The organism is Rhodococcoides fascians A25f (genome assembly GCF_000760935.2).
Classification (GTDB): Bacteria; Actinomycetota; Actinomycetes; order Mycobacteriales; family Mycobacteriaceae; genus Rhodococcoides.
In genome coordinates this window covers 1,172,011-1,189,398 of the sequence record NZ_CP049744.1, presented here as the reverse complement: position 1 = coordinate 1,189,398, position 17,388 = coordinate 1,172,011, and the positions used below count along the sequence as shown (strand labels likewise).

The 17,388-nt window shown below is 63.3% G+C and carries 17 protein-coding genes; 11 read left to right on the top strand and 6 right to left on the bottom strand.

Going from position 1 to position 17,388, the window contains the following annotated elements:
• Nucleotides 1–53 precede the first annotated feature (53 nt).
• From BH93_RS05645 to BH93_RS05635, 3 genes are read right to left on the bottom strand one after another with little or no spacing between them, the layout of a single operon-like run.
• The gene (locus tag BH93_RS05645; protein WP_037172043.1) at nucleotides 54–1,400 is read right to left on the bottom strand and encodes an LLM class flavin-dependent oxidoreductase; all 1,347 of its coding nucleotides are present in this window, start codon (nucleotides 1,398–1,400) and stop codon (nucleotides 54–56) included.
• Nucleotides 1,401–1,414: 14 nt separating this feature from the next.
• On the bottom strand, nucleotides 1,415–2,287 hold the full coding sequence (locus BH93_RS05640) for an LLM class flavin-dependent oxidoreductase (RefSeq protein WP_037172044.1): 873 nt from the start codon (nucleotides 2,285–2,287) through the stop codon (nucleotides 1,415–1,417).
• A gap of 6 nt (nucleotides 2,288–2,293) precedes the next feature.
• The gene (locus BH93_RS05635) at nucleotides 2,294–2,608 is read right to left on the bottom strand and encodes a rhodanese-like domain-containing protein (protein WP_037172045.1); all 315 of its coding nucleotides are present in this window, start codon (nucleotides 2,606–2,608) and stop codon (nucleotides 2,294–2,296) included.
• A gap of 164 nt (nucleotides 2,609–2,772) precedes the next feature.
• On the opposite strand from BH93_RS05635, the gene BH93_RS05630 reads away from it, so the two are divergent.
• Complete coding sequence (locus BH93_RS05630; protein ID WP_037172046.1) at nucleotides 2,773–3,738, top strand: squalene cyclase; 966 nt, start codon at nucleotides 2,773–2,775, stop codon at nucleotides 3,736–3,738.
• Between the two features lie 205 nt (nucleotides 3,739–3,943).
• On the opposite strand, the gene BH93_RS05625 is transcribed toward BH93_RS05630, so the two are convergent.
• Nucleotides 3,944–5,242: an NtaA/DmoA family FMN-dependent monooxygenase gene (locus BH93_RS05625; protein ID WP_037172048.1), complete on the bottom strand. Its 1,299-nt coding sequence runs from the start codon at nucleotides 5,240–5,242 to the stop codon at nucleotides 3,944–3,946.
• Between the two features lie 166 nt (nucleotides 5,243–5,408).
• On the opposite strand from BH93_RS05625, the gene BH93_RS05620 reads away from it, so the two are divergent.
• A complete protein-coding gene (locus BH93_RS05620; protein ID WP_037172050.1) occupies nucleotides 5,409–7,223 on the top strand; it encodes an FAD/NAD(P)-binding protein in 1,815 nt (604 codons plus the stop codon).
• 9 nt (nucleotides 7,224–7,232) lie between these two features.
• On the opposite strand, the gene BH93_RS05615 is transcribed toward BH93_RS05620, so the two are convergent.
• The gene (locus BH93_RS05615) at nucleotides 7,233–7,835 is read right to left on the bottom strand and encodes a TetR/AcrR family transcriptional regulator (RefSeq protein WP_037172051.1); all 603 of its coding nucleotides are present in this window, start codon (nucleotides 7,833–7,835) and stop codon (nucleotides 7,233–7,235) included.
• Nucleotides 7,836–7,927: 92 nt separating this feature from the next.
• Here BH93_RS05615 and BH93_RS05610 point away from each other — a divergent pair, with 92 nt between their 5' ends.
• The 7 genes from BH93_RS05610 (at nucleotide 7,928) to BH93_RS05580 (ending at nucleotide 15,387) form a co-directional block, all read left to right on the top strand.
• Nucleotides 7,928–8,947: an aldo/keto reductase gene (locus tag BH93_RS05610; protein WP_037172052.1), complete on the top strand. Its 1,020-nt coding sequence runs from the start codon at nucleotides 7,928–7,930 to the stop codon at nucleotides 8,945–8,947.
• A gap of 1 nt (nucleotide 8,948) precedes the next feature.
• Entirely contained in the window at nucleotides 8,949–9,815 is an 867-nt protein-coding gene (locus BH93_RS05605) for an LLM class flavin-dependent oxidoreductase (RefSeq protein ID WP_037172054.1), read from the top strand.
• A gap of 132 nt (nucleotides 9,816–9,947) precedes the next feature.
• Nucleotides 9,948–11,036, top strand: a complete 1,089-nt coding sequence (locus tag BH93_RS05600) for an ABC transporter substrate-binding protein (RefSeq protein WP_242459127.1) — start codon at nucleotides 9,948–9,950, stop codon at nucleotides 11,034–11,036.
• Nucleotides 11,036–11,893, top strand: coding sequence for an ABC transporter permease (locus tag BH93_RS05595; RefSeq protein ID WP_037172055.1), 858 nt, complete (start codon nucleotides 11,036–11,038; stop codon nucleotides 11,891–11,893). The genes BH93_RS05600 and BH93_RS05595 overlap by 1 nt, the downstream gene beginning before the upstream one ends.
• Nucleotides 11,869–12,627: an ABC transporter ATP-binding protein gene (locus BH93_RS05590; protein ID WP_080738922.1), complete on the top strand. Its 759-nt coding sequence runs from the start codon at nucleotides 11,869–11,871 to the stop codon at nucleotides 12,625–12,627. Before BH93_RS05595 ends, BH93_RS05590 begins: the two co-directional genes overlap by 25 nt.
• A complete protein-coding gene (locus BH93_RS05585; protein WP_037172056.1) occupies nucleotides 12,624–13,952 on the top strand; it encodes an LLM class flavin-dependent oxidoreductase in 1,329 nt (442 codons plus the stop codon). The genes BH93_RS05590 and BH93_RS05585 overlap by 4 nt, the downstream gene beginning before the upstream one ends.
• A 37-nt stretch (nucleotides 13,953–13,989) precedes the next feature.
• Nucleotides 13,990–15,387 carry a PLP-dependent cysteine synthase family protein gene (locus tag BH93_RS05580; RefSeq protein WP_052064880.1) on the top strand — a complete coding sequence of 466 codons (1,398 nt, stop codon included), beginning with the start codon at nucleotides 13,990–13,992 and terminating at the stop codon, nucleotides 15,385–15,387.
• Between the two features lie 88 nt (nucleotides 15,388–15,475).
• Here BH93_RS05580 and BH93_RS05575 read toward each other — a convergent pair whose 3' ends face one another.
• Entirely contained in the window at nucleotides 15,476–15,685 is a 210-nt protein-coding gene (locus BH93_RS05575; RefSeq protein WP_037172057.1) for a dodecin, read from the bottom strand.
• A gap of 301 nt (nucleotides 15,686–15,986) precedes the next feature.
• On the opposite strand from BH93_RS05575, the gene BH93_RS05570 reads away from it, so the two are divergent.
• Nucleotides 15,987–16,148, top strand: a complete 162-nt coding sequence (locus BH93_RS05570; protein ID WP_155290877.1) for a hypothetical protein — start codon at nucleotides 15,987–15,989, stop codon at nucleotides 16,146–16,148.
• Between the two features lie 29 nt (nucleotides 16,149–16,177).
• The gene (locus BH93_RS05565) at nucleotides 16,178–17,251 is read left to right on the top strand and encodes a YeiH family protein (RefSeq protein WP_242459126.1); all 1,074 of its coding nucleotides are present in this window, start codon (nucleotides 16,178–16,180) and stop codon (nucleotides 17,249–17,251) included.
• The last annotated feature ends 137 nt before the right edge of the window (nucleotides 17,252–17,388 follow it).

The following is a 17,388-nucleotide window of genomic DNA, read 5'->3' as shown; positions in this document are numbered from 1 at the left end:
ATTCGGAGCCGAGGACTCGGCAAAGACGATCGGCGAGTTGACGTTCCGCAAGCCTATGAGGCCTTCACCTTGTCCGTTGCGGCCTCCTCGTCCAGACCGAGGTGCCCGCGCAGCGTGGTGCTCGTGTACTCGGTTCGATACACCCCGCGCTCCTGTAAGGCCGGAACCAATTTGTCCACGAGGTCGTCGATGGCATCACCCAAGTGATAGGGGTTGATGTTGAATCCGTCGACCACCCGGTGCCGAACCAGATCGGCCCATCGATCGGCCAACGCCGCAGGCGTTCCGGAATGGAACCGGGACGCAGGCGAGATCTCGAGTACCAGTTCGCGGATCGACAGGCCTTTCTCCTCGGACAGCGTGCGCCACTGGGCAATCTGATCGAGCTTGCCGGTACGTGCATCGACGGAGAGGGTGCCACGGGACGGATCGAGCTCGTCCTCTACCGGATCGATGTCCGGCAGTGGACCTTCCGGGTCGTAGCTCGACAGATCCTTTCCCCAGTAGTGCTCGAGGAACGCAATGGCGCGAACTCCGTTGTAGGCGTTGGATCTTAGCCAGCGAACCTTCTCCTCCGCCTCGGCTTCGGTATCACCGAGCACCACGGTGACACCCGGCAGAATCTTGACCGCATCGGCGGCGCGACCGTATGCAGCCGTTCGTGCGCGCAGATCTCGCGCATACGCCACCGCCGCGTCGTAGGCGTTGTTGGCCGAGAACACGACGTCGGCGTGCCTCGCTGCCAGATCCCGTCCACCCGAAGAATCCCCGGCCTGAAAGAGCACGGGCCTACCCTGCGAACTGGACCGAACGTTGGGTGTTGCAAGGGCTTTCAGCAGATCGGTATCGGCGTCGATATCCGTACCCGCCCAATACTGTTTCGCCAGTTCGACCACCTGGGTTGCCCGCTCGTAGCGTCGTTCGTGGTCCAGCCAACCTCCGCGACGGAAATTCTCACCCGTCCATGCGTTGTCGGTGGTGACGATGTTCCATCCGGCGCGCCCGTCGGAGAGGATGTCCAGGCTCGCCAACCGCCGGGCGAGCTCGACGGGGATGCTGTAGGTCGTGTTCTGTGTGGCGACCAGTCCGATGCGCTCGGTCACCGATGCCAACGCAGCGAGCTGTGTGATCGCGTCCGGCCTGCCGGCGATGTCGGTGGAGAGGATGGCACCGCGGTTCTCCCGCACCCGCTGACCGTCGCCGAGGAAGAAGGCATCGAACAGACCACGTTCGAGCTTGGTTGCCACCTCGACGAAGGTGTCCGTCGCAACCTGATCGGGTGCCTTCGGATCCTCCCAGACCGTCTGGGCGCCGATTCCCGGATAGAACACGCCCAGATGAATCTGTGCATTCGGGTCGAACGGTGCGCCGGTGTCCGGGTGCTGGTCGTTGGTGCTCACGATGATTCTTCTCCCTATTTCCGAGCCGAAGCGGCGTAGCGGCTGACCGGACGCGCCAGTCCCAAATTCTCGCGCAGCGAGAGTCCAGGGGTCGGCCTGCGAAGCAGATGTGCCGGGACGGCAAGGTCTTTCACGGCGTCAGTCCCGAGATGTAAGCGGATGCCGTCGACCACGCCGGCCAGCGATTGGGCGTCGGACAGATCGTCGATGTCGGCGAACACCAGGGCTGCTCCATCGGCGCGCGCCGCTGCCGCCCGATCCGCGACATCGTCGCCGCGCACCAACGCCACATCCAGCAGATCGGTGACGCCCAGATCTACATCTCCGATGACGACCACCTGACCCTGCGGCGAACGTGGGGTGATCAGGGGCCCGACGACGCCGAAGAACTCGCCCTCGAACCGCACGTGATGCACCTTGGCTGGGTCGAGATATCGACCGGTCGCCGCGTCACGGATAACCGTGTCGTCCTCCCACGAATCCCACAGCCGCCGAGACACGTCGATGACGTCACGGACCTCGGCGGTCACGCTCGACCGCACCTCCGATCCCACTGCTGCATGAGCAGCGGGAGAGTTGTCTGCGCCGATCACCCAGGCTCCTCGTCCGTGGGATGCATGGTCGAGGCTGGCGAGTTGCGTTGCGAGAAAGAACGGTTCGGTAGTGACTGTGTGGACGGTGGGAGCCAGCCCGATGGTCGATGTGGTCGAGGCGACAAACGCAGCGCGCGTGCCTGCATCGAGTCGATTCCGGGCCGAGACCAGAGAATCACCGAAGGTGACGACTGTGAAACCTGCGCGTTCGGCGTCCGCGACGTCGCTGCGAAGTCGCTCGGGTGACTCGTCGTAGCCGTCGAGTTCGAGGGCAAAGTACAAGGTGTCAGCCATTGTCGCTCACACGCCCTGAATCGGCAGGCCGTGATCGCGCAGCGCGGGAAAGCCACCGTCGACGTGCGCGACATTGGTGTATCCGAGCTCTTTCAATTTCTCGACGACCGGTCCGGATCCCTTGACAGAGCCGCAGAACACCACGATGCGCTCGGAACGGTCGCGATTGTCGGCACCGAATTCGACCGCCACATCGTCCTTGTCGACCACGATCGCACCTGCGACAGTGCCGAATTCGATTCTCGACGGTGCGCTTCGCACATCCACCAACGTGGCCTCGCCCGCCACGGCTTCGCTGGGGCTGATCAACTCCGAACTCATCGTGATCCTGCTTTCTCCGGGGCATACATCGATACCTGCGCAACAGCCCACGTTGCCGCAGATGCGCTCGAGAATGAAGGGTTCGAATCAGCATGAGGTAAACCAAGGAATACAGATGTGAACACCTCAGGACGAATGGCCGGACGACGATAGGCTGCCTGATCATGGTCGCCGATTCCCTGCGAAGCTGGCTCATCGACTCGGATCCAGCGCTGCGTTGGCAGGTGGAGCGCGATCTCTTGGACGAACCGTCCGAAGTTTGGGAAGCAACTCGCGCCCGAGTTGCCACCGAAGGTTTCGGTGCAAGGCTTCTTGCGCTGCAAGATCCGGACGGGCAATGGGCCGGCGGCGCATTCTTCCCTGCGGATTTCGATAGTTCCGCGGCTTCGGGACAACCCTGGACTGCGACCACTTGGTCGCTGAATTCGCTGCGCGAGTGGGGTCTCGACCCCGCGGTCCTGCGAGCGCGCCGCACGGTCGAGTTGCTCGACAAGAACAGTCGGTGGGAGTACGACAACCTGCCGTACTGGGGCGGCGAGGTCGACTGCTGCATCAACGCGTGGACGGTCGCCAACGGGGTGTGGCTTGGTGCGGACGTCGAGGGCATCGTTCAGTGGTTTCTCGAACGCCAACTGCCGGACGGTGGTTGGAACTGCGAGTGGGTCGAGGGATCCACCCGCTCATCGTTTCACTCGACACTGAACTCGTTGAAAGGATTGCTGGAGCACGACAAGGCCATTGGTGCCACGGAAAGAACTCGGGCTGCCCGGCAAACCGGTGAAGAATATCTGCTGAGGCGAAAACTGCTGCACACCCTGTCCACGGGCAAGCACGTCGGGCCATGGGTGGATGAATTCTTCCACCCATCCCGTTGGACGTACAGCGCCCTCCATGCCGCCGACTACTTTCGGCAGGCCTCCCTTCTCGATGGGACAGCGCCCGATCCCCGTATGGAGGAGGCGATCGGAACCATCAGAGCCGCCCGCCAGAGCGATGGAACGTGGTTGCAGGGCCACCCTCATCCAGGTCAGGTGTGGTTCGATATCGACGCACCAGAGGGCGAACGCTCGAAGTGGCTCACCTTGATCGGAACCCGAGTGCTGACGTGGTGGGATTCCTACTACGGATGATCGACACTCGGCGCGGTGACGGCACGCCGTAACGGTCTACCTCGAAGCAACGCTTGCGACGTCAGCCGCGGATGCCGAAGTCGACCGCAGCGTGGGTGCACGCAGGCTGCGATCCGAGGCGGTCGATGAGAGCCGCTACTCGCGCTTTGAGCCAGGTCATGACCCTGACGCTAGGCTCGATGCGCAGAATATGCACCCGTTGCAATCACGCTGATTCGAATGGTGGCAAGGGAGGAAGTTCGACATTTTCGCGGAAGGTTCCGCCGATGTAATCGGTGCCGAGGATGCCCCGTTTGCGCAGTTCCGGGAACAGTCCGTTGAGAACGAAGTCTCCGGTCCGTGGGTCGGTCAGGCCCCCGACGGAGATGACGTCGAGAACCCCCGCGTCGTAGCGTTCCTGGATGGCGTCGGCCAGTTGCTCGGGGGTTCCCGCCGCTGCCCAGTGGCCGGTGTCCTTCGACGCGATGATCAACTCACGCAGCGTCTTTCCCTGCGCCGCCAGTTTGCCGAAGATCTCCACTCGGCCGCGTCGACGGTTGACCGAGGACGGGTCGGGCAACACCGACTCCGGGATCGGCTGGTCCAGTGGCACCTCGGACAGATCGACGCCACCACCGAGCATGTCTTCGAGCCGTATTCTTCCGGCCTCGAAGTCGGTCGCATCCTCGGCCTCGCGAACGATCCGCGCCACCTCGGCTTCCGATGCGCCGTAGGTGGCGTGGAAGGAACTGAAGATCAGGGGCAGTTGGTCGCCGCGGCCCAGTTCGGCGGCCCGGGTTCTCACGGCCTTGGTGTAGGTGACGGCGTCTTCGAGGGTCGCGAGCGAGGTGAACACCACCTCCGCGAATCGGGCACCCAACTCGATCCCGCCTGCAGACTGCCCGGCCTGGAACTGTACCGGTCGACGCTGCGGCAACGCAGGAATGTTCAGCGGACCCTGGACGGTAAAGTACTTGCCCCGATGGTCGATGCGCTCCACCAGCGTGGCATCCAACTCGGCACCGTTCGGCCCCGGCGTCAATGCGCCGGGCTTCCAGCTGTCGAACAACTTGTTCACCACCTCGAGCGACTCGGTGGCGCGTGCATACCGCTCCTCCGGGCTCGGTAGGTCCAGGTCGCTGTAGTTCTCCTCCCCCAGCGACGAGGTGACGGCATTCCACGCGGCGCGGCCGTTGCTGACATGGTCGAGCGTCCCGAAGAGCCTCGCCAGGTTGAACGGATGATGGAACGTCGTGGTGACGGTCGCGATCAGCCCGACATCCGAGGTGACCGCAGCCAGCGCGGCCAGATAGATCAACGGTTCTTGGGCGCCGATAGCACCTTGCGACCCGAAGCTCAGCAGGTCGGCCGCGAAGAGCGCATCGATCTTGTTGGCCTCCGCAATTCTGGCAACCTCGAGCGCCTGATCGAGAGTGGACTTGGTGGAATCGACTGCCGCGTCGTAGATATCGGTTCCACCACTGACGCCGGTGACGGTCTTCAGTGTGCGACGACGCTCGCTCATGCGCCCTCGAGCCGAACTGTTGCGAGTGTCATGTGGAACGACGGTAAAGTGCCGCCGGCCGAAAAGGGAAGACTTCGACTCAGCGTGATTTTTTACACCTGCATTCCCCGATTTCGGCACGTGCATACTTGATTTCGAGACGTCTGCACACTCGGGAAGGAAGCCAGTGACCGCGTTCACCATTGCGATAGTCGGCGCAGGCCCCCGCGGTACCGGGGTACTGGAACGGCTTCTGGCACGAGAGTCCGCGGCGGATATCCGCGTCCACGTGATCGATCCCTTCCCGCCCGGGGCAGGCAGGATTTGGCGCGGCAGCCAACCACCCCTGCTGTGGATGAATTCAGTAGCGGCCGATGTCACCATGTTCACCGACGACACCACCGTTGTGGACGGACCCATCCGAACGGGTCCAACCCTTGCCGAGTGGGTTCTCGACAACGTAGACACACTGCGCGCGGACCCCGAACTTCAGGACGAGCTCGAGCGGTTCACGCCCGGATCGTTCGCCTCACGCACCCTTCAGAGTCGCTACCTCGGTTGGGTGTTCGAGCGCGCCATCGCTGGGTCCAGCGCGCACGTGCGGGTGCACCGGGCGCGGGTCGTCGATGTGTCGAGCGAGCAAGTCCTCACCCTCGACGACGGGTCGAACATCCACGCCGACGTCGTTCTGCTCGCGCAAGGCCATCCCGATGCGCTTGCCTCACAACGGGAGACAGAATTAGCAGACTTCGCGAATGCCCACGGGTTGACGTACATCGGCCCCGGATACACCGCAGATCTGGACCCGGGACCGGTACCTGCGAGTGAGCCGGTGTTGGTTGCCGGACTCGGGCTGGCATTCATCGATTGGATGGTATTGCTCGCGGAAAGTCGCGGTGGCACCTTTGCACGGAGCGAGAACGGCACACTGGTGTACACACCTTCGGGCCGAGAGCCGGTGCTCTACGCAGGCTCGCGACGCGGGGTGCCGTATCACGCGAAACTCTCCTACGACATCGCGGCCGCGCGGCCACCTCTGCCGAAGTACTTCACCGCCGACGCGTTCCCCGGCGACGGACCGCTGCACTTCCGCGACGAGATCTGGCCACTGGCGTCCAAAGAACTTGCCTGGGCCCACTATTACGAACTGTTCGCAGCTCATCCCGAGCGCACGTCCGGATCGTGGACCGACTTCGAGTGCGGATTGACCGAGATCGATTGGCAGTCGGAGGAACTCGTCCGGTTCGTCGAACAGTACGTTCCGAAGGACGATGACCGGATCGATCTCGCGCGCATCGACAAGCCCTTCGCCGGAGTGCGATTCGAGAGCCTGGAGGATGTTCGGACACACCTGGACGAGTACATCGTGACCGACCTACGCCGTCGAGCCGACCCTCACTACAGCTCCGACGCAGCAGTCTTCTCCGCGTTGCTGTCCGTGTACATGACGATCGGTGAGTTGTTGCGCCGCGGCCGGATTCCGGCGCACTCTGTTGCAACGGACGTCGAAGGCTGGTTGCATTCGTTCTTCAGCTTCGTCGCCAGCGGACCGCCGCCGCTTCGTCTCGAACAGCTGTTGGCCCTCAGCCGTGCCGGCATCGTGCAGTTCCTCGGCCCCGAGGTCACCTTCGCTACCGAGGGCGACCGGTTCGTCGCCCGCAGCGCCGCTCACGACGTGGTGATCCATGCCGACACCCTGATCGATGCGCGGCTCCCCGTGGCGTCGATCGCGAGGGCAGGTGATGAACTGCTGCGCACCCTGCATGCCCGCGGTGACGTGACCGATATTCGCGCGACCGAACGCAGCGCCGCGAAAGTAGCCGTGGACGGGCACTCTCGATTGATTACAGCGTCGGGGGAGATCGCAGGGAACCGGTATGCCGTGGGTCCGTGGGTCGCCGGACACACGTGGTCGAGTGCCTTCCCTCGGCCGAGAACCAACGCTGGGTTCTTTCGACACAACGACCAGTTGGCCGCAGAGCTGCTTCGCCATCGACTCTGACGCTGTCCGTCAACCGATCCCGTCACATTCCGTCCTGATACGCAGTCCTGCAACCAACACCCGCGCCATTTTTCGCGGGTCGTAGCGGGGATCCGTTGCACCAATACACAGGTTGCCGACCGCGCGCATCAGCTCCAGTGCGGTCTGCCCCGGTGCAATCTCCCCCGAGTCCGCGGCGGCGTCGAGCAGTGACTCGCACACGGGGATCAGCCGATCCAGGAAGTAGCTATGCAAAGTTTCGAATCCGGCGCTGTCCGACTGCATCGCCTCGGCCAGACCATGTTTGGTGACCAGGAAGTCTACAAATCGGTCGATCCACAGCACCAACGCGGCGTGCGGTGATTCGCGGCCGGCGAGGAGCTCCTGACCCGCGCCGACACACGCCTCCACCTGATGCCGGAAGACGGCAACGACGAGGTCACCACGCGTCGGGAAGTGCCGATAGATGGTGCCCACGCCGACGCCGGCCCTCCGGGCAATCTCGCGCACCGGTACCTCTACTCCCGAGTCGACGAACGCAGTTGCAGCCGCGTCGAGCAACGTCGCCTCGTTCCGCCTCGCATCCGCTCGTTTCCTGGGCTGCTCGGCCTCGGTCACTGTCCCTCCAGGCATCGACAAACGGAACGATGTTCCGTATGTTGGTTTACGGAACACCGTTCCGCTTACTCACACAGTAGCCCCACAGCGGCCAAGAGGAGATCACCATGCAGTACCGCACACTGGGACGAACCGGCGTCCAGGTCAGCACGCTCTCGCTCGGCGCGATGAACTTCGGAGCCATCGGGCGCACTACGCAGGACGAGGCCACCGCCATCGTCGATGCCGCACTCGAGGGCGGCATCAACCTCGTCGACACCGCGGACATGTACAGCCAGGGGCAGTCCGAGGAGATGGTCGGCAAGGCGATCGCAGGTCGGCGGGAGAACGTCGTACTGGCCACCAAGGTGTTCAACCCGATGGGCGACGAACGAAATCATCAGGGCAGCTCCCGCCGCTGGATCGTCACCGAACTCGAGAACAGCCTGCGCCGACTCGACACCGATCACGTCGACCTCTACCAGATTCACCGCTGGGATCCCACGACGAGCGACGAGGAAACCCTCTCCGCCCTGACGGATCTGCAGCGCGCCGGGAAGATCCGCTACTTCGGCTCCTCCACCTATCCGGCTTACCGAACAGTGCAGGCGCAATGGGCCGCGAAGGAACACCATCTCGCACGGTTCGTCACCGAGCAGCCGCCGTACTCGATCCTGCAGCGCGGCATCGAATCTCATGTCCTTCCTGTCGCCCAGGAATACGGAATGGGAGTGCTCGCGTGGAGCCCCCTGGCGGGCGGATTCCTCTCCGGTGCCATCCGGGCCGGGCAGGCCGCGACCTCCCAACGCGCCATGATGATGCCCGAACGCTTCGGTACCGACACTCCCACCGGACAGGCCAAACTCGACGCTGTGGAGAAACTTGTCGCTGTCGCCGACGATGCCGGGCTGACGCTGATCCAACTCGCTCTCGGTTTCGTGACGGCACATCCTGGAGTCACCAGTGCAATCGTCGGGCCGCGTAATGTCGCCCATCTACACTCGCAACTCGCTGCTGCAGACACCATCCTGACCGGCGATATCCTCGACAGGATCGACGAGATCGTAGCGTCCGGTGTCGATCTCGCTCCCGGCGACAAGTTCGACACCCCACCCGCCCTGCTCGACGCGTCACTGCGGAGACGCTGACATGGCCAGTTTCGGGATCATGACCCCGCCGCAGAACGTCTCCTACGTAGACCTGCTCCGGGTGTGGCGCGAGGCAGACGACATTCCGGAGATCGAGCATGCGTGGCTGTTCGATCACCTCATGCCCATCGGCGGAGATCTCGACGGCCCGATCTTCGACGGCTGGACCATGCTGGCCGCACTGGCCGCTCAGACCGAGCGGATGCGACTCGGAATCATGGTCACCAGCAACCGCATTCGTCCACCGGCGATCCTCGCAAAGATAGCCGCCACGGTCGATGTGGTGTCGAACGGTCGGCTGGACCTCGGCATCGGTGCCGGGTCACGGCCGAGCGTGCCGATGGCGAGACGGGAGTACGACGGCAACGGTCTGCCCTACAGCGACGCCGCGGAAGCGGTGGCGCGGCTCGGTGAATCGCTCACCGTGATTCGCAGACTCTGGACCGAGGACGAACCCTTCGACTTTCACGGTACCCACGTCGACCTCGTCGGGGCCTTCCAGAACCCGAAACCTGTTCAGCGACCCGGCCCACCGATCGTCATCGGCGGCCGAGCAGCAGGTGTGCTGCGTCTCGTCGCCGCGCACGCCGACACGTGGAACATCCCCGGCGGGGACCTCGACGACGCACTGGACCGAGCGAGGCTACTCGACCGGTTCTGTGCCGAGATCGGGCGCGATCCAGCGACGATCACCAGATCGGTCGCTCTCGGGGTGTCGTTCGAGGAACCCGAGAAGACGAGAAACGAGATCGGTGACGCCGTGACTGCGGGATTCGATCACGTCGTTCTCATCCTCCCGGGCCCCTACCCTGCCGGCATCGCGCACCGAGTGAGCGAGGAGTTCATCAGACCCAGCGGGCACTCGTGAGACATCCCGCGCCACCTTCGGTTTCGTCGCTATCGGCCCACCACCTCTCCATCTCGAGCAGTCGGGAAGCGACTTAGAATCACGCTAACGTAAACTGTTGTTCAACAATCGGTCTCACGTTTCACTGGTCCCATGCGCACCTTCATGGCCAGACGACGACCGTTCCGAACCGCGACCACTGCCCTGGTCGCCCTGTGCACTGTGGCCGTGGCTCTGTCCGGTTGTGCGTCGGTCGATTCGCCGGACAACGCTCTCGCTGCCGACGCGGCGTTGCCTACCGAGATTCCTCAGGGAACCAAGCTGGTCATCGCGGACCAGTCGGAGGCTCAGCAGACCGTTCTTGCCGCATCGGGCGAAGCAGATGCTCTGCCGTTCGACTACGAGTTCGCAAACTTCGTGGGCGGGCCCGCGATTCTGGAGGCCTTCCGGGCCGGTGCCGCCGACGTCGCTATCGTCGGCGACACCCCGCCGATCCAGGCTCTCATCGCCGGCCAAGATGTGCCCATCATCGCTGCACGCCAGTCGGATCCGAACAACACTCGGCTGGCAGTAGCCGCGGGCCGAGACATCACTACTCTCGCCGATCTTCGCGGCACCAAGATCGCCTACGCCGAGGGCACGGCACAGCAAGCAATCGTGCTGCGCGCGTTGGCCGCTGCCGACCTGACCACCGACGACGTCGAGCTCGTCCGGTTGCAGCTGTCGGAGTTTCCGGACGCCATCCGCACCGGTCAGGTGGACGTAGCGCCGCTCGGCGAGCCCAATCTGACTCGATTCCTTGCCAATCCGGGCGCAACGTTGATCGACGTCAGCGAGTCCGACGGGACGTCCACAGGGTTGAGCTACCTGTACGCGCGACGTGAAGCACTGCAGGATCCCGCCAAGGCCGCAGCCCTGCGCGCCTATGTTGCGTCGTACATTCGCGCGGTCGACTGGTCCAACGACAACCCAGACGAGTGGATACAGGCGTACTACGTGGACAACCAGGGGCTCACCGAGGCGGACGGTCGACGCATCGTGGAATCGCTCGGACCGTCGACCTTCCCTGTCCTCGACGAGGCTCTGGTACAGCGTCAGCAGGACACCATCGACGTCATCGACGCCGCAGGCGAACTGCCTCGAAAAGTCACCGCATCCGACGGATTCGACCTGCGATTCGAGCCGATCATCGCGGAGACGGTCACCGATGTCGGCGGCGCACGCACCCGTGAGGACAGCTGATGGCCACCCTGGCACTGCGCCGCACCGGCAAGCCACACGTACTCGACTCGACCGGCAAGCTCGCGCCCCGGCGTACCTCGACCCGACGCCTCGGGCCGGGCAAGGCAATTCCGTACGGGTTGGCCGTCGGCCCATTGCTTCTCCTACTTCTCTGGGTGATCTCGTCCGCCGCCGGATGGCTGGACCCGCAGACCCTCCCGGCTCCTTGGACCATCTATCAGGCCGCGGCCGAACTGATCGCCGACGGTCGCCTGCAGAGCAATCTGCTCACGTCCGTTCAGCGCGCGGGGATTTCACTCGTACTGGGCGTCGCCATCGGGGTCGTACTCGCCCTCGTCGCCGGCCTGAGCAGGCTCGGTGAAGCTGTGGTCGACGGGCCGGTGCAGATCAAACGCGCGATTCCCACCCTGGCCCTGATCCCGTTGTTCATCGTCTGGTTCGGAATCGGCGAATCGATGAAGATCATCGTCATCACAACGAGTGTGCTCATCCCCGTCTACATCAACACCCATGCCCAATTGCGCGGAGTCGACAAACGGTTCGTCGAGCTGGCCGAGACAGTCGACCTGTCCCGCTGGCAGTTCATCCGAAAGATAGCTCTCCCAGGCGCACTCCCCGGTTTCTTCACCGGACTGCGCATGGCGGTCACGATCTCGTGGCTTGCACTCGTCGTAGTGGAACAGGTCAATGCCACCAGCGGCATCGGCTACCTGATGACGCAGGCACGCACCTACGGACAGATCGACATCATCGTCGTCGGGTTGGTGGTGTACGCGCTGTTCGGATTGATCGGCGACACCCTCGTCCGGTCGGCCGAGAGAAAGGCACTGGCATGGCGACAGACACTGGGCGGCTGAGCACCACCACGACGCCGAACGATACTCGAGTAGTCGAAGCTCGTGGTCTCAGCAGAGGTTTCGACGATCGACTCGTGTTGGACAGCATCGACCTCGACATTCACAGGGGCGAGTTCGTTGCGCTGCTCGGACGAAGCGGCTCGGGCAAAAGCACGCTACTGCGCGCATTCGCCGAATTGGACGACGGCGTGCTCGGTTCCGGCGACCTCCGCGTGCCCCGAGCTCGTGCCGTCGTGTTCCAGGACTCTCGTTTGCTGCCGTGGGCACGGGTACTCGACAACGTCGTCCTCGGACTCACCGGACGCGACGCCTCGGCTCGTGGCCGCGCCGCCCTGGCCGAGGTGGGTCTGGAGGGCCGCGAGAGAGCCTGGCCCAAGGAACTGTCCGGCGGCGAACAGCAGCGAGTTGCGTTGGCCCGCTCATTGGTTCGCGAGCCGGAATTGTTGCTCGCCGACGAGCCGTTCGGAGCACTCGACGCACTGACGCGCATCCGCATGCACGTCCTGTTGCAGGATCTCTGCGCGCGCCACAACCCTGCCGTGCTGTTGGTCACGCACGACGTCGACGAGGCAATACTGCTCGCCGATCGCGTACTCGTACTCGACAGCGGCCGCTTCGTTGCCGATCGCCAGATCGATCTGCCGTCACCGCGTCGTCACGGCGACCCCCGATTCGTATCGCACCGCAACGCTTTGCTCGAGGCGCTCGGTGTCGAGGAAGGAGCACACGCATGACCCGAAGCCTGCACTTCAACGCCTTTCTGATGTCCACCGGCCATCACGAGTCGTCATGGCGTCTTCCCGAATCCGATGCGCGGTCCGGCACCGACATCAAGCACTATCAGCGACTGGCCCAGATCGCCGAGCGAGGAACGTTCGACTCGATCTTCTTCGCCGACAGCCCCCAATTGATGGCCAATGTCGCGCGCCGCCCGTCCGGGAACCTGGAGCCCTTGCAGATTCTGACGGCTGTATCGACGGTCACCGACCGGATCGGTCTGATTGCCACTGCCACAACGAGTTACAACGAACCGTTCAACCTCGCTCGTGCCTTCGCCTCCCTCGACCACATCTCGGGCGGTCGTGCCGGCTGGAACATCGTCACCACGGCGGGCCTCGAGGCGGCACAGAACTTCAACCTTGACGAGCTGCCCAAGCACGACGTTCGGTATGCCCGCGCGGCGGAATTCGTCGACGTGGCCCAGAAGTTGTGGGACAGCTGGGACGACGATGCCATCTCAGCAGACAAGGAGTCCGGCGTATGGGGACACAACGACAGGGTGAGAACCGTCGATCATCGAGGCGAGTTCTTCTCCGTCCGTGGACCGTTGAATGTCCCACGACCGATCCAGGGGTATCCGCTTCTGGTACAGGCGGGTTCGTCCGAGGACGGCAAAGATCTCGCGGCCCGGTACGCCGAAGCAGTGTTCACCGCGCAGCAGACAATCGACGACGCTCGTGCGTTCTACACGGATCTGAAAGCGCGGGCAGCCGCTGTCGGTCGAAATCCTGACCACATCAAGATTCTGCCCGGCATCGTCCCGGTCATCGGCTCGACCGAGGCCGAGGCTCGCGCACTCGAACTCGAGCTGGACCGGCTCATCGTGCCCGAATACGCACTTGTTCAGCTCGCGAAAACCTTGAAAGTGGATCCGTCCACACTGCACCTGGACGAACAGCTTCCTGAGCAACTACTGCCCGAGGACGCTATCGAAGAGGCCAAGAGCCGCTACACCCTGATCGTCGAACTCGCTCGACGCGAAAGGCTCACGGTGCGTGAGCTGATCGGACGCCTCGGCGGCGGACGCGGACACCACACGTTCACGGGTACGCCGCTGCAGGTGGCCGACGCCATCGAAGAGTGGTTCCTCGGCGGAGCCGCAGACGGCTTCAACATCATGCCGCCGGCGCTTCCCTCCGGGCTCGAGGTCTTCGTCGATGAGGTGGTTCCGATTCTGCGGGCACGGGGACTGTTCCGAACCGAGTACACAGGATCGACGTTGCGCGAGCACTACGGCCTGCCGCGGCCGACAAATCAGTTCGGTCTGGTCTCGGCCTGAAGATCGTTCCACTATCGCAGAACCGAGGTGTCGAAGAGTGAGTGCGGAAAGCGACAATTGTCCTGATACCGCTGGACTCAACGTCTACGAGTCAGTTGCGGATGCCATTGGACACACGCCGCTGGTTCGACTGAACCGAGCGACCGAGGGCATCGCTGCGGCCGTCTACGCCAAACTCGAGCTGCTCAATCCCGGCGGAAGCGTCAAGGACCGTGCCGCGCGTCAGATGATTCTCGATGCGGAAGCCAGCGGTGAGCTCAGGCCCGGCGGAACAATTGTCGAGGGCACATCGGGCAACACCGGTATCGGACTCGCCGTTGTCGCCGCGTCGCGTGGGTACCGAACCATCGTTGTCGTGCCGGACAAGACGAGCGTCGAGAAGGTTGCGTTTCTGCGCGCCTACGGTGCCGAGGTGAAAGTGACGCCCGGCGCGTTGCCGACACATCACCCCGATCACGTGCGCAACGTCGCTCGACGGATCGCCGACGAGACCGACGGCGGCTGGCTCGCGGGCCAGTACGACAATCCAGCGAATCCCGGTGCACACTACGTCACGACCGGACCCGAGCTGTGGCGTCAGACGGCAGGTGCCATCACGCATTTCGTTGCCGGCATCGGCACGGGCGGGACGATCAGCGGAACCGGGAAGTACCTGAAGGAAGTCAGCGACGGAGCGGTCCGAATCATCGGAGCCGATCCCGAAACCTCCAGTTACAGCGGTGGAGACGGGCGAGCGTACTACGTCGAATCGATCGGCCACTTCGTTCACCCCGACTCGGTCGAGGATATCTGGCCAGAATCCTACGACCGCGGCATCGTGGACGAGTTCATCACCGTCAGCGACCACCAATCGATCACGGCTGCACGCACTCTGGCCCGAACCGAAGGGCTGTTGGTGGGCGGATCAGGTGGAACGGCCGTCGCGGCAGCGTTGCGAGTTGCCCGAACGCTGCCCGCCGATTCCGTCGTCGTGGTGCTCATTCCGGACTCGGGTCGCGCGTACCTCTCGAAGTATTTCGACGACGATTGGGTCGCGCGCTTCGGATTTGCCGACCGCGCGGAGAGTGTCGACCGCGCCGTCGAGGACCTGCTCGGCGAGATCACCACTCCGGAGGCCGTACCGTCCAACGTTACTGTGGGTGAGGCTCTTTCGCTGCTGGGGTCGCGCGCCGAGCTGCCGGTTGCACTGCCGCGTAACCGGACCGGCCCGCAGGTTATCGCCGAGATCCTCGGATCGGTGACTGCTGAAGAATTGCGCGACGTCGATCCGTCCGCTCCGCTGACGGCTCACATCTCACCGCCGCTTGTAGTCGTCGGGGCGTTCGAAAGCGTCGACTCGGCAGTTCGGCGCGTGGGCATCGATCGTCGTACTGTCGTCGTCGCCGGATCGGGCGTCGTGGTGGGGCTACTCGAGCCACGACGGCTGAGTCGCTGACGGTACGCCTGTCGCGGCGCATATACGGGAGAGGGTGAAGTCGGCCTCGGAAGCTTCCCGAGGCCGACTTCAATCGGCCACGCTCGCTTCACTCCTCGAGCTTGAAGCCAACCTTGATCGTGACCTGGTAATGCTTGACCTCGTTGTTCTCGATGTGGCCGCGAGTCTCGACCACCTCGAACCAATCGAGGTTCTTCAGCGTCTTGCTTGCCCGTGAAATGGCGTTCGTGATCGCATCGTCGGATCCCACCGTGGACGTCCCGACGATCTCGGTGACTCGGTAGACGTTGTCACTCATTACTCAAAGTCCTTTCGTAGCGTCGTTCCAGTGTGCATCCAGCGGACCGAAGAGGGCCACCATTCGAATCGGCCCGATCCGAACGAGAGGTGGACTGCAGGAACGACCAGTCGAATCACGTTCTGTCCATCTGCTTTGCGGAATGCTGCGGGCATGCAGAGTTTCGGATAGATGTTTCTTCGGCCGCGTCTCATGTCGTTGCCCGATGTGGTAGCCCATACGCCCGACGGCGCGATGAAACGCTGGAATCAACGTGATTCGAACTGTTCGCATTCGCAGCGACCGCCCATAGCGTCGGTGCATGTCCGAAAAATCCGATACGCCGCTCGCACCCGACGGGGACTCGTCCACGGAAGAACTCAGACTTTCCTGGCTGACTGAGGACTGGGCCTCGGTCGTCGTCGGACTTGCTCTCATCGCGCTGGTCTTCGCCGGCGCAATCAAAGGGTGGTTGATCCCATGAGCGACAACCTGCAGCTAGAAAACGGACGAATGAACCGCAGCGTTCCATTGGCACTCGGTGGCGTGCTCGCCGTGGTGGTACTCGGTTCGCTGACAAGGCTGTTGGAAACTCAGGTTCCGAACTGGCTTGCCGACACCCCACTCGAAGGCATAGCCAAGGCAATCGAATTCCCCATCTATGCAATAGCTCTCGGCCTCATCGGCAATTTTGCACTCGGCAGGCTGGGCCTTCGTGAAAAACTGTCGGGGGGCTACCGAACCGAGTTCTTCATCAAGACGGGTCTTGTGCTGTTGGGCGCGTCGGTCAATCTGAAGATTCTGGTGACGGCAGCGGGGCCCGCAATCGTTCAATCAATCCTGTTGATCACCATCGTTTTCGGATTCACCTGGTGGTTCGCAGGCAAGCTGGGCATCGACGACAAGCTGCGCGCTCTACTCGCCTCCGCCGTCTCGATCTGCGGCGTCAGCGCTGCGATCGCCGCTGCCGGTGCAGTGCAGGCCAAGAAAGAGCAACTTGCCTACAGCGCATCTCTCGTCATCGTGTTCGCGCTGCCCTCGATCTTTCTGTTGCCATGGCTGGCTAGCGTTATCGGGCTTCCCGACGCGGTTGCAGGAGCCTGGATCGGTGGAAACATCGATACCACAGCGGCTGTGGCAGCGGCAGGAGCGCTCGCGGGCGAGGATGCCCTGCAGATTGCCACTATCGTCAAGACCACGCAGAACGCTCTCATCGGGTTCGTTGCCATTGCGCTCACCGCGTACTTCGCGTTGAAGGTCGAACGCACGTCGTCGGCGCGTCCGACCATCTCGGACTTCTGGGGGCGTTTCCCGAAGTTCGTCCTCGGCTTCATCGCAGCATCGATCATCGGAACGTTGTGGGTCGCGAACGTCGACGGCGGCAAGGCCGACATCGGCGTGATCAACGACCTCCGAACCTGGTTCTTGATCTTCGCATTCGTCTCGATCGGGCTCGAGTTCTCGGCCAAAGGAATTCGAGAGGCTGGGTGGCGGCCGATTGTGGTCTTCGGCTCGGCCACCGTCGTAAATATCGTTGTCGCGCTCGGACTTGCGCTGGTTCTGTTCGGCAGCTTCGAAGTCGGCTGATTCACAACCGGCCAGCCGAGACCCGTAAGCCGCATACGTGGTGATCGCAACGCTCGCCCACGCCCCGCTCCTCTACCGGCTCGCAGTCCGCGAGGCCGACATCGTCGTCATCACGCCCCACACCGTTGCGGACGTGC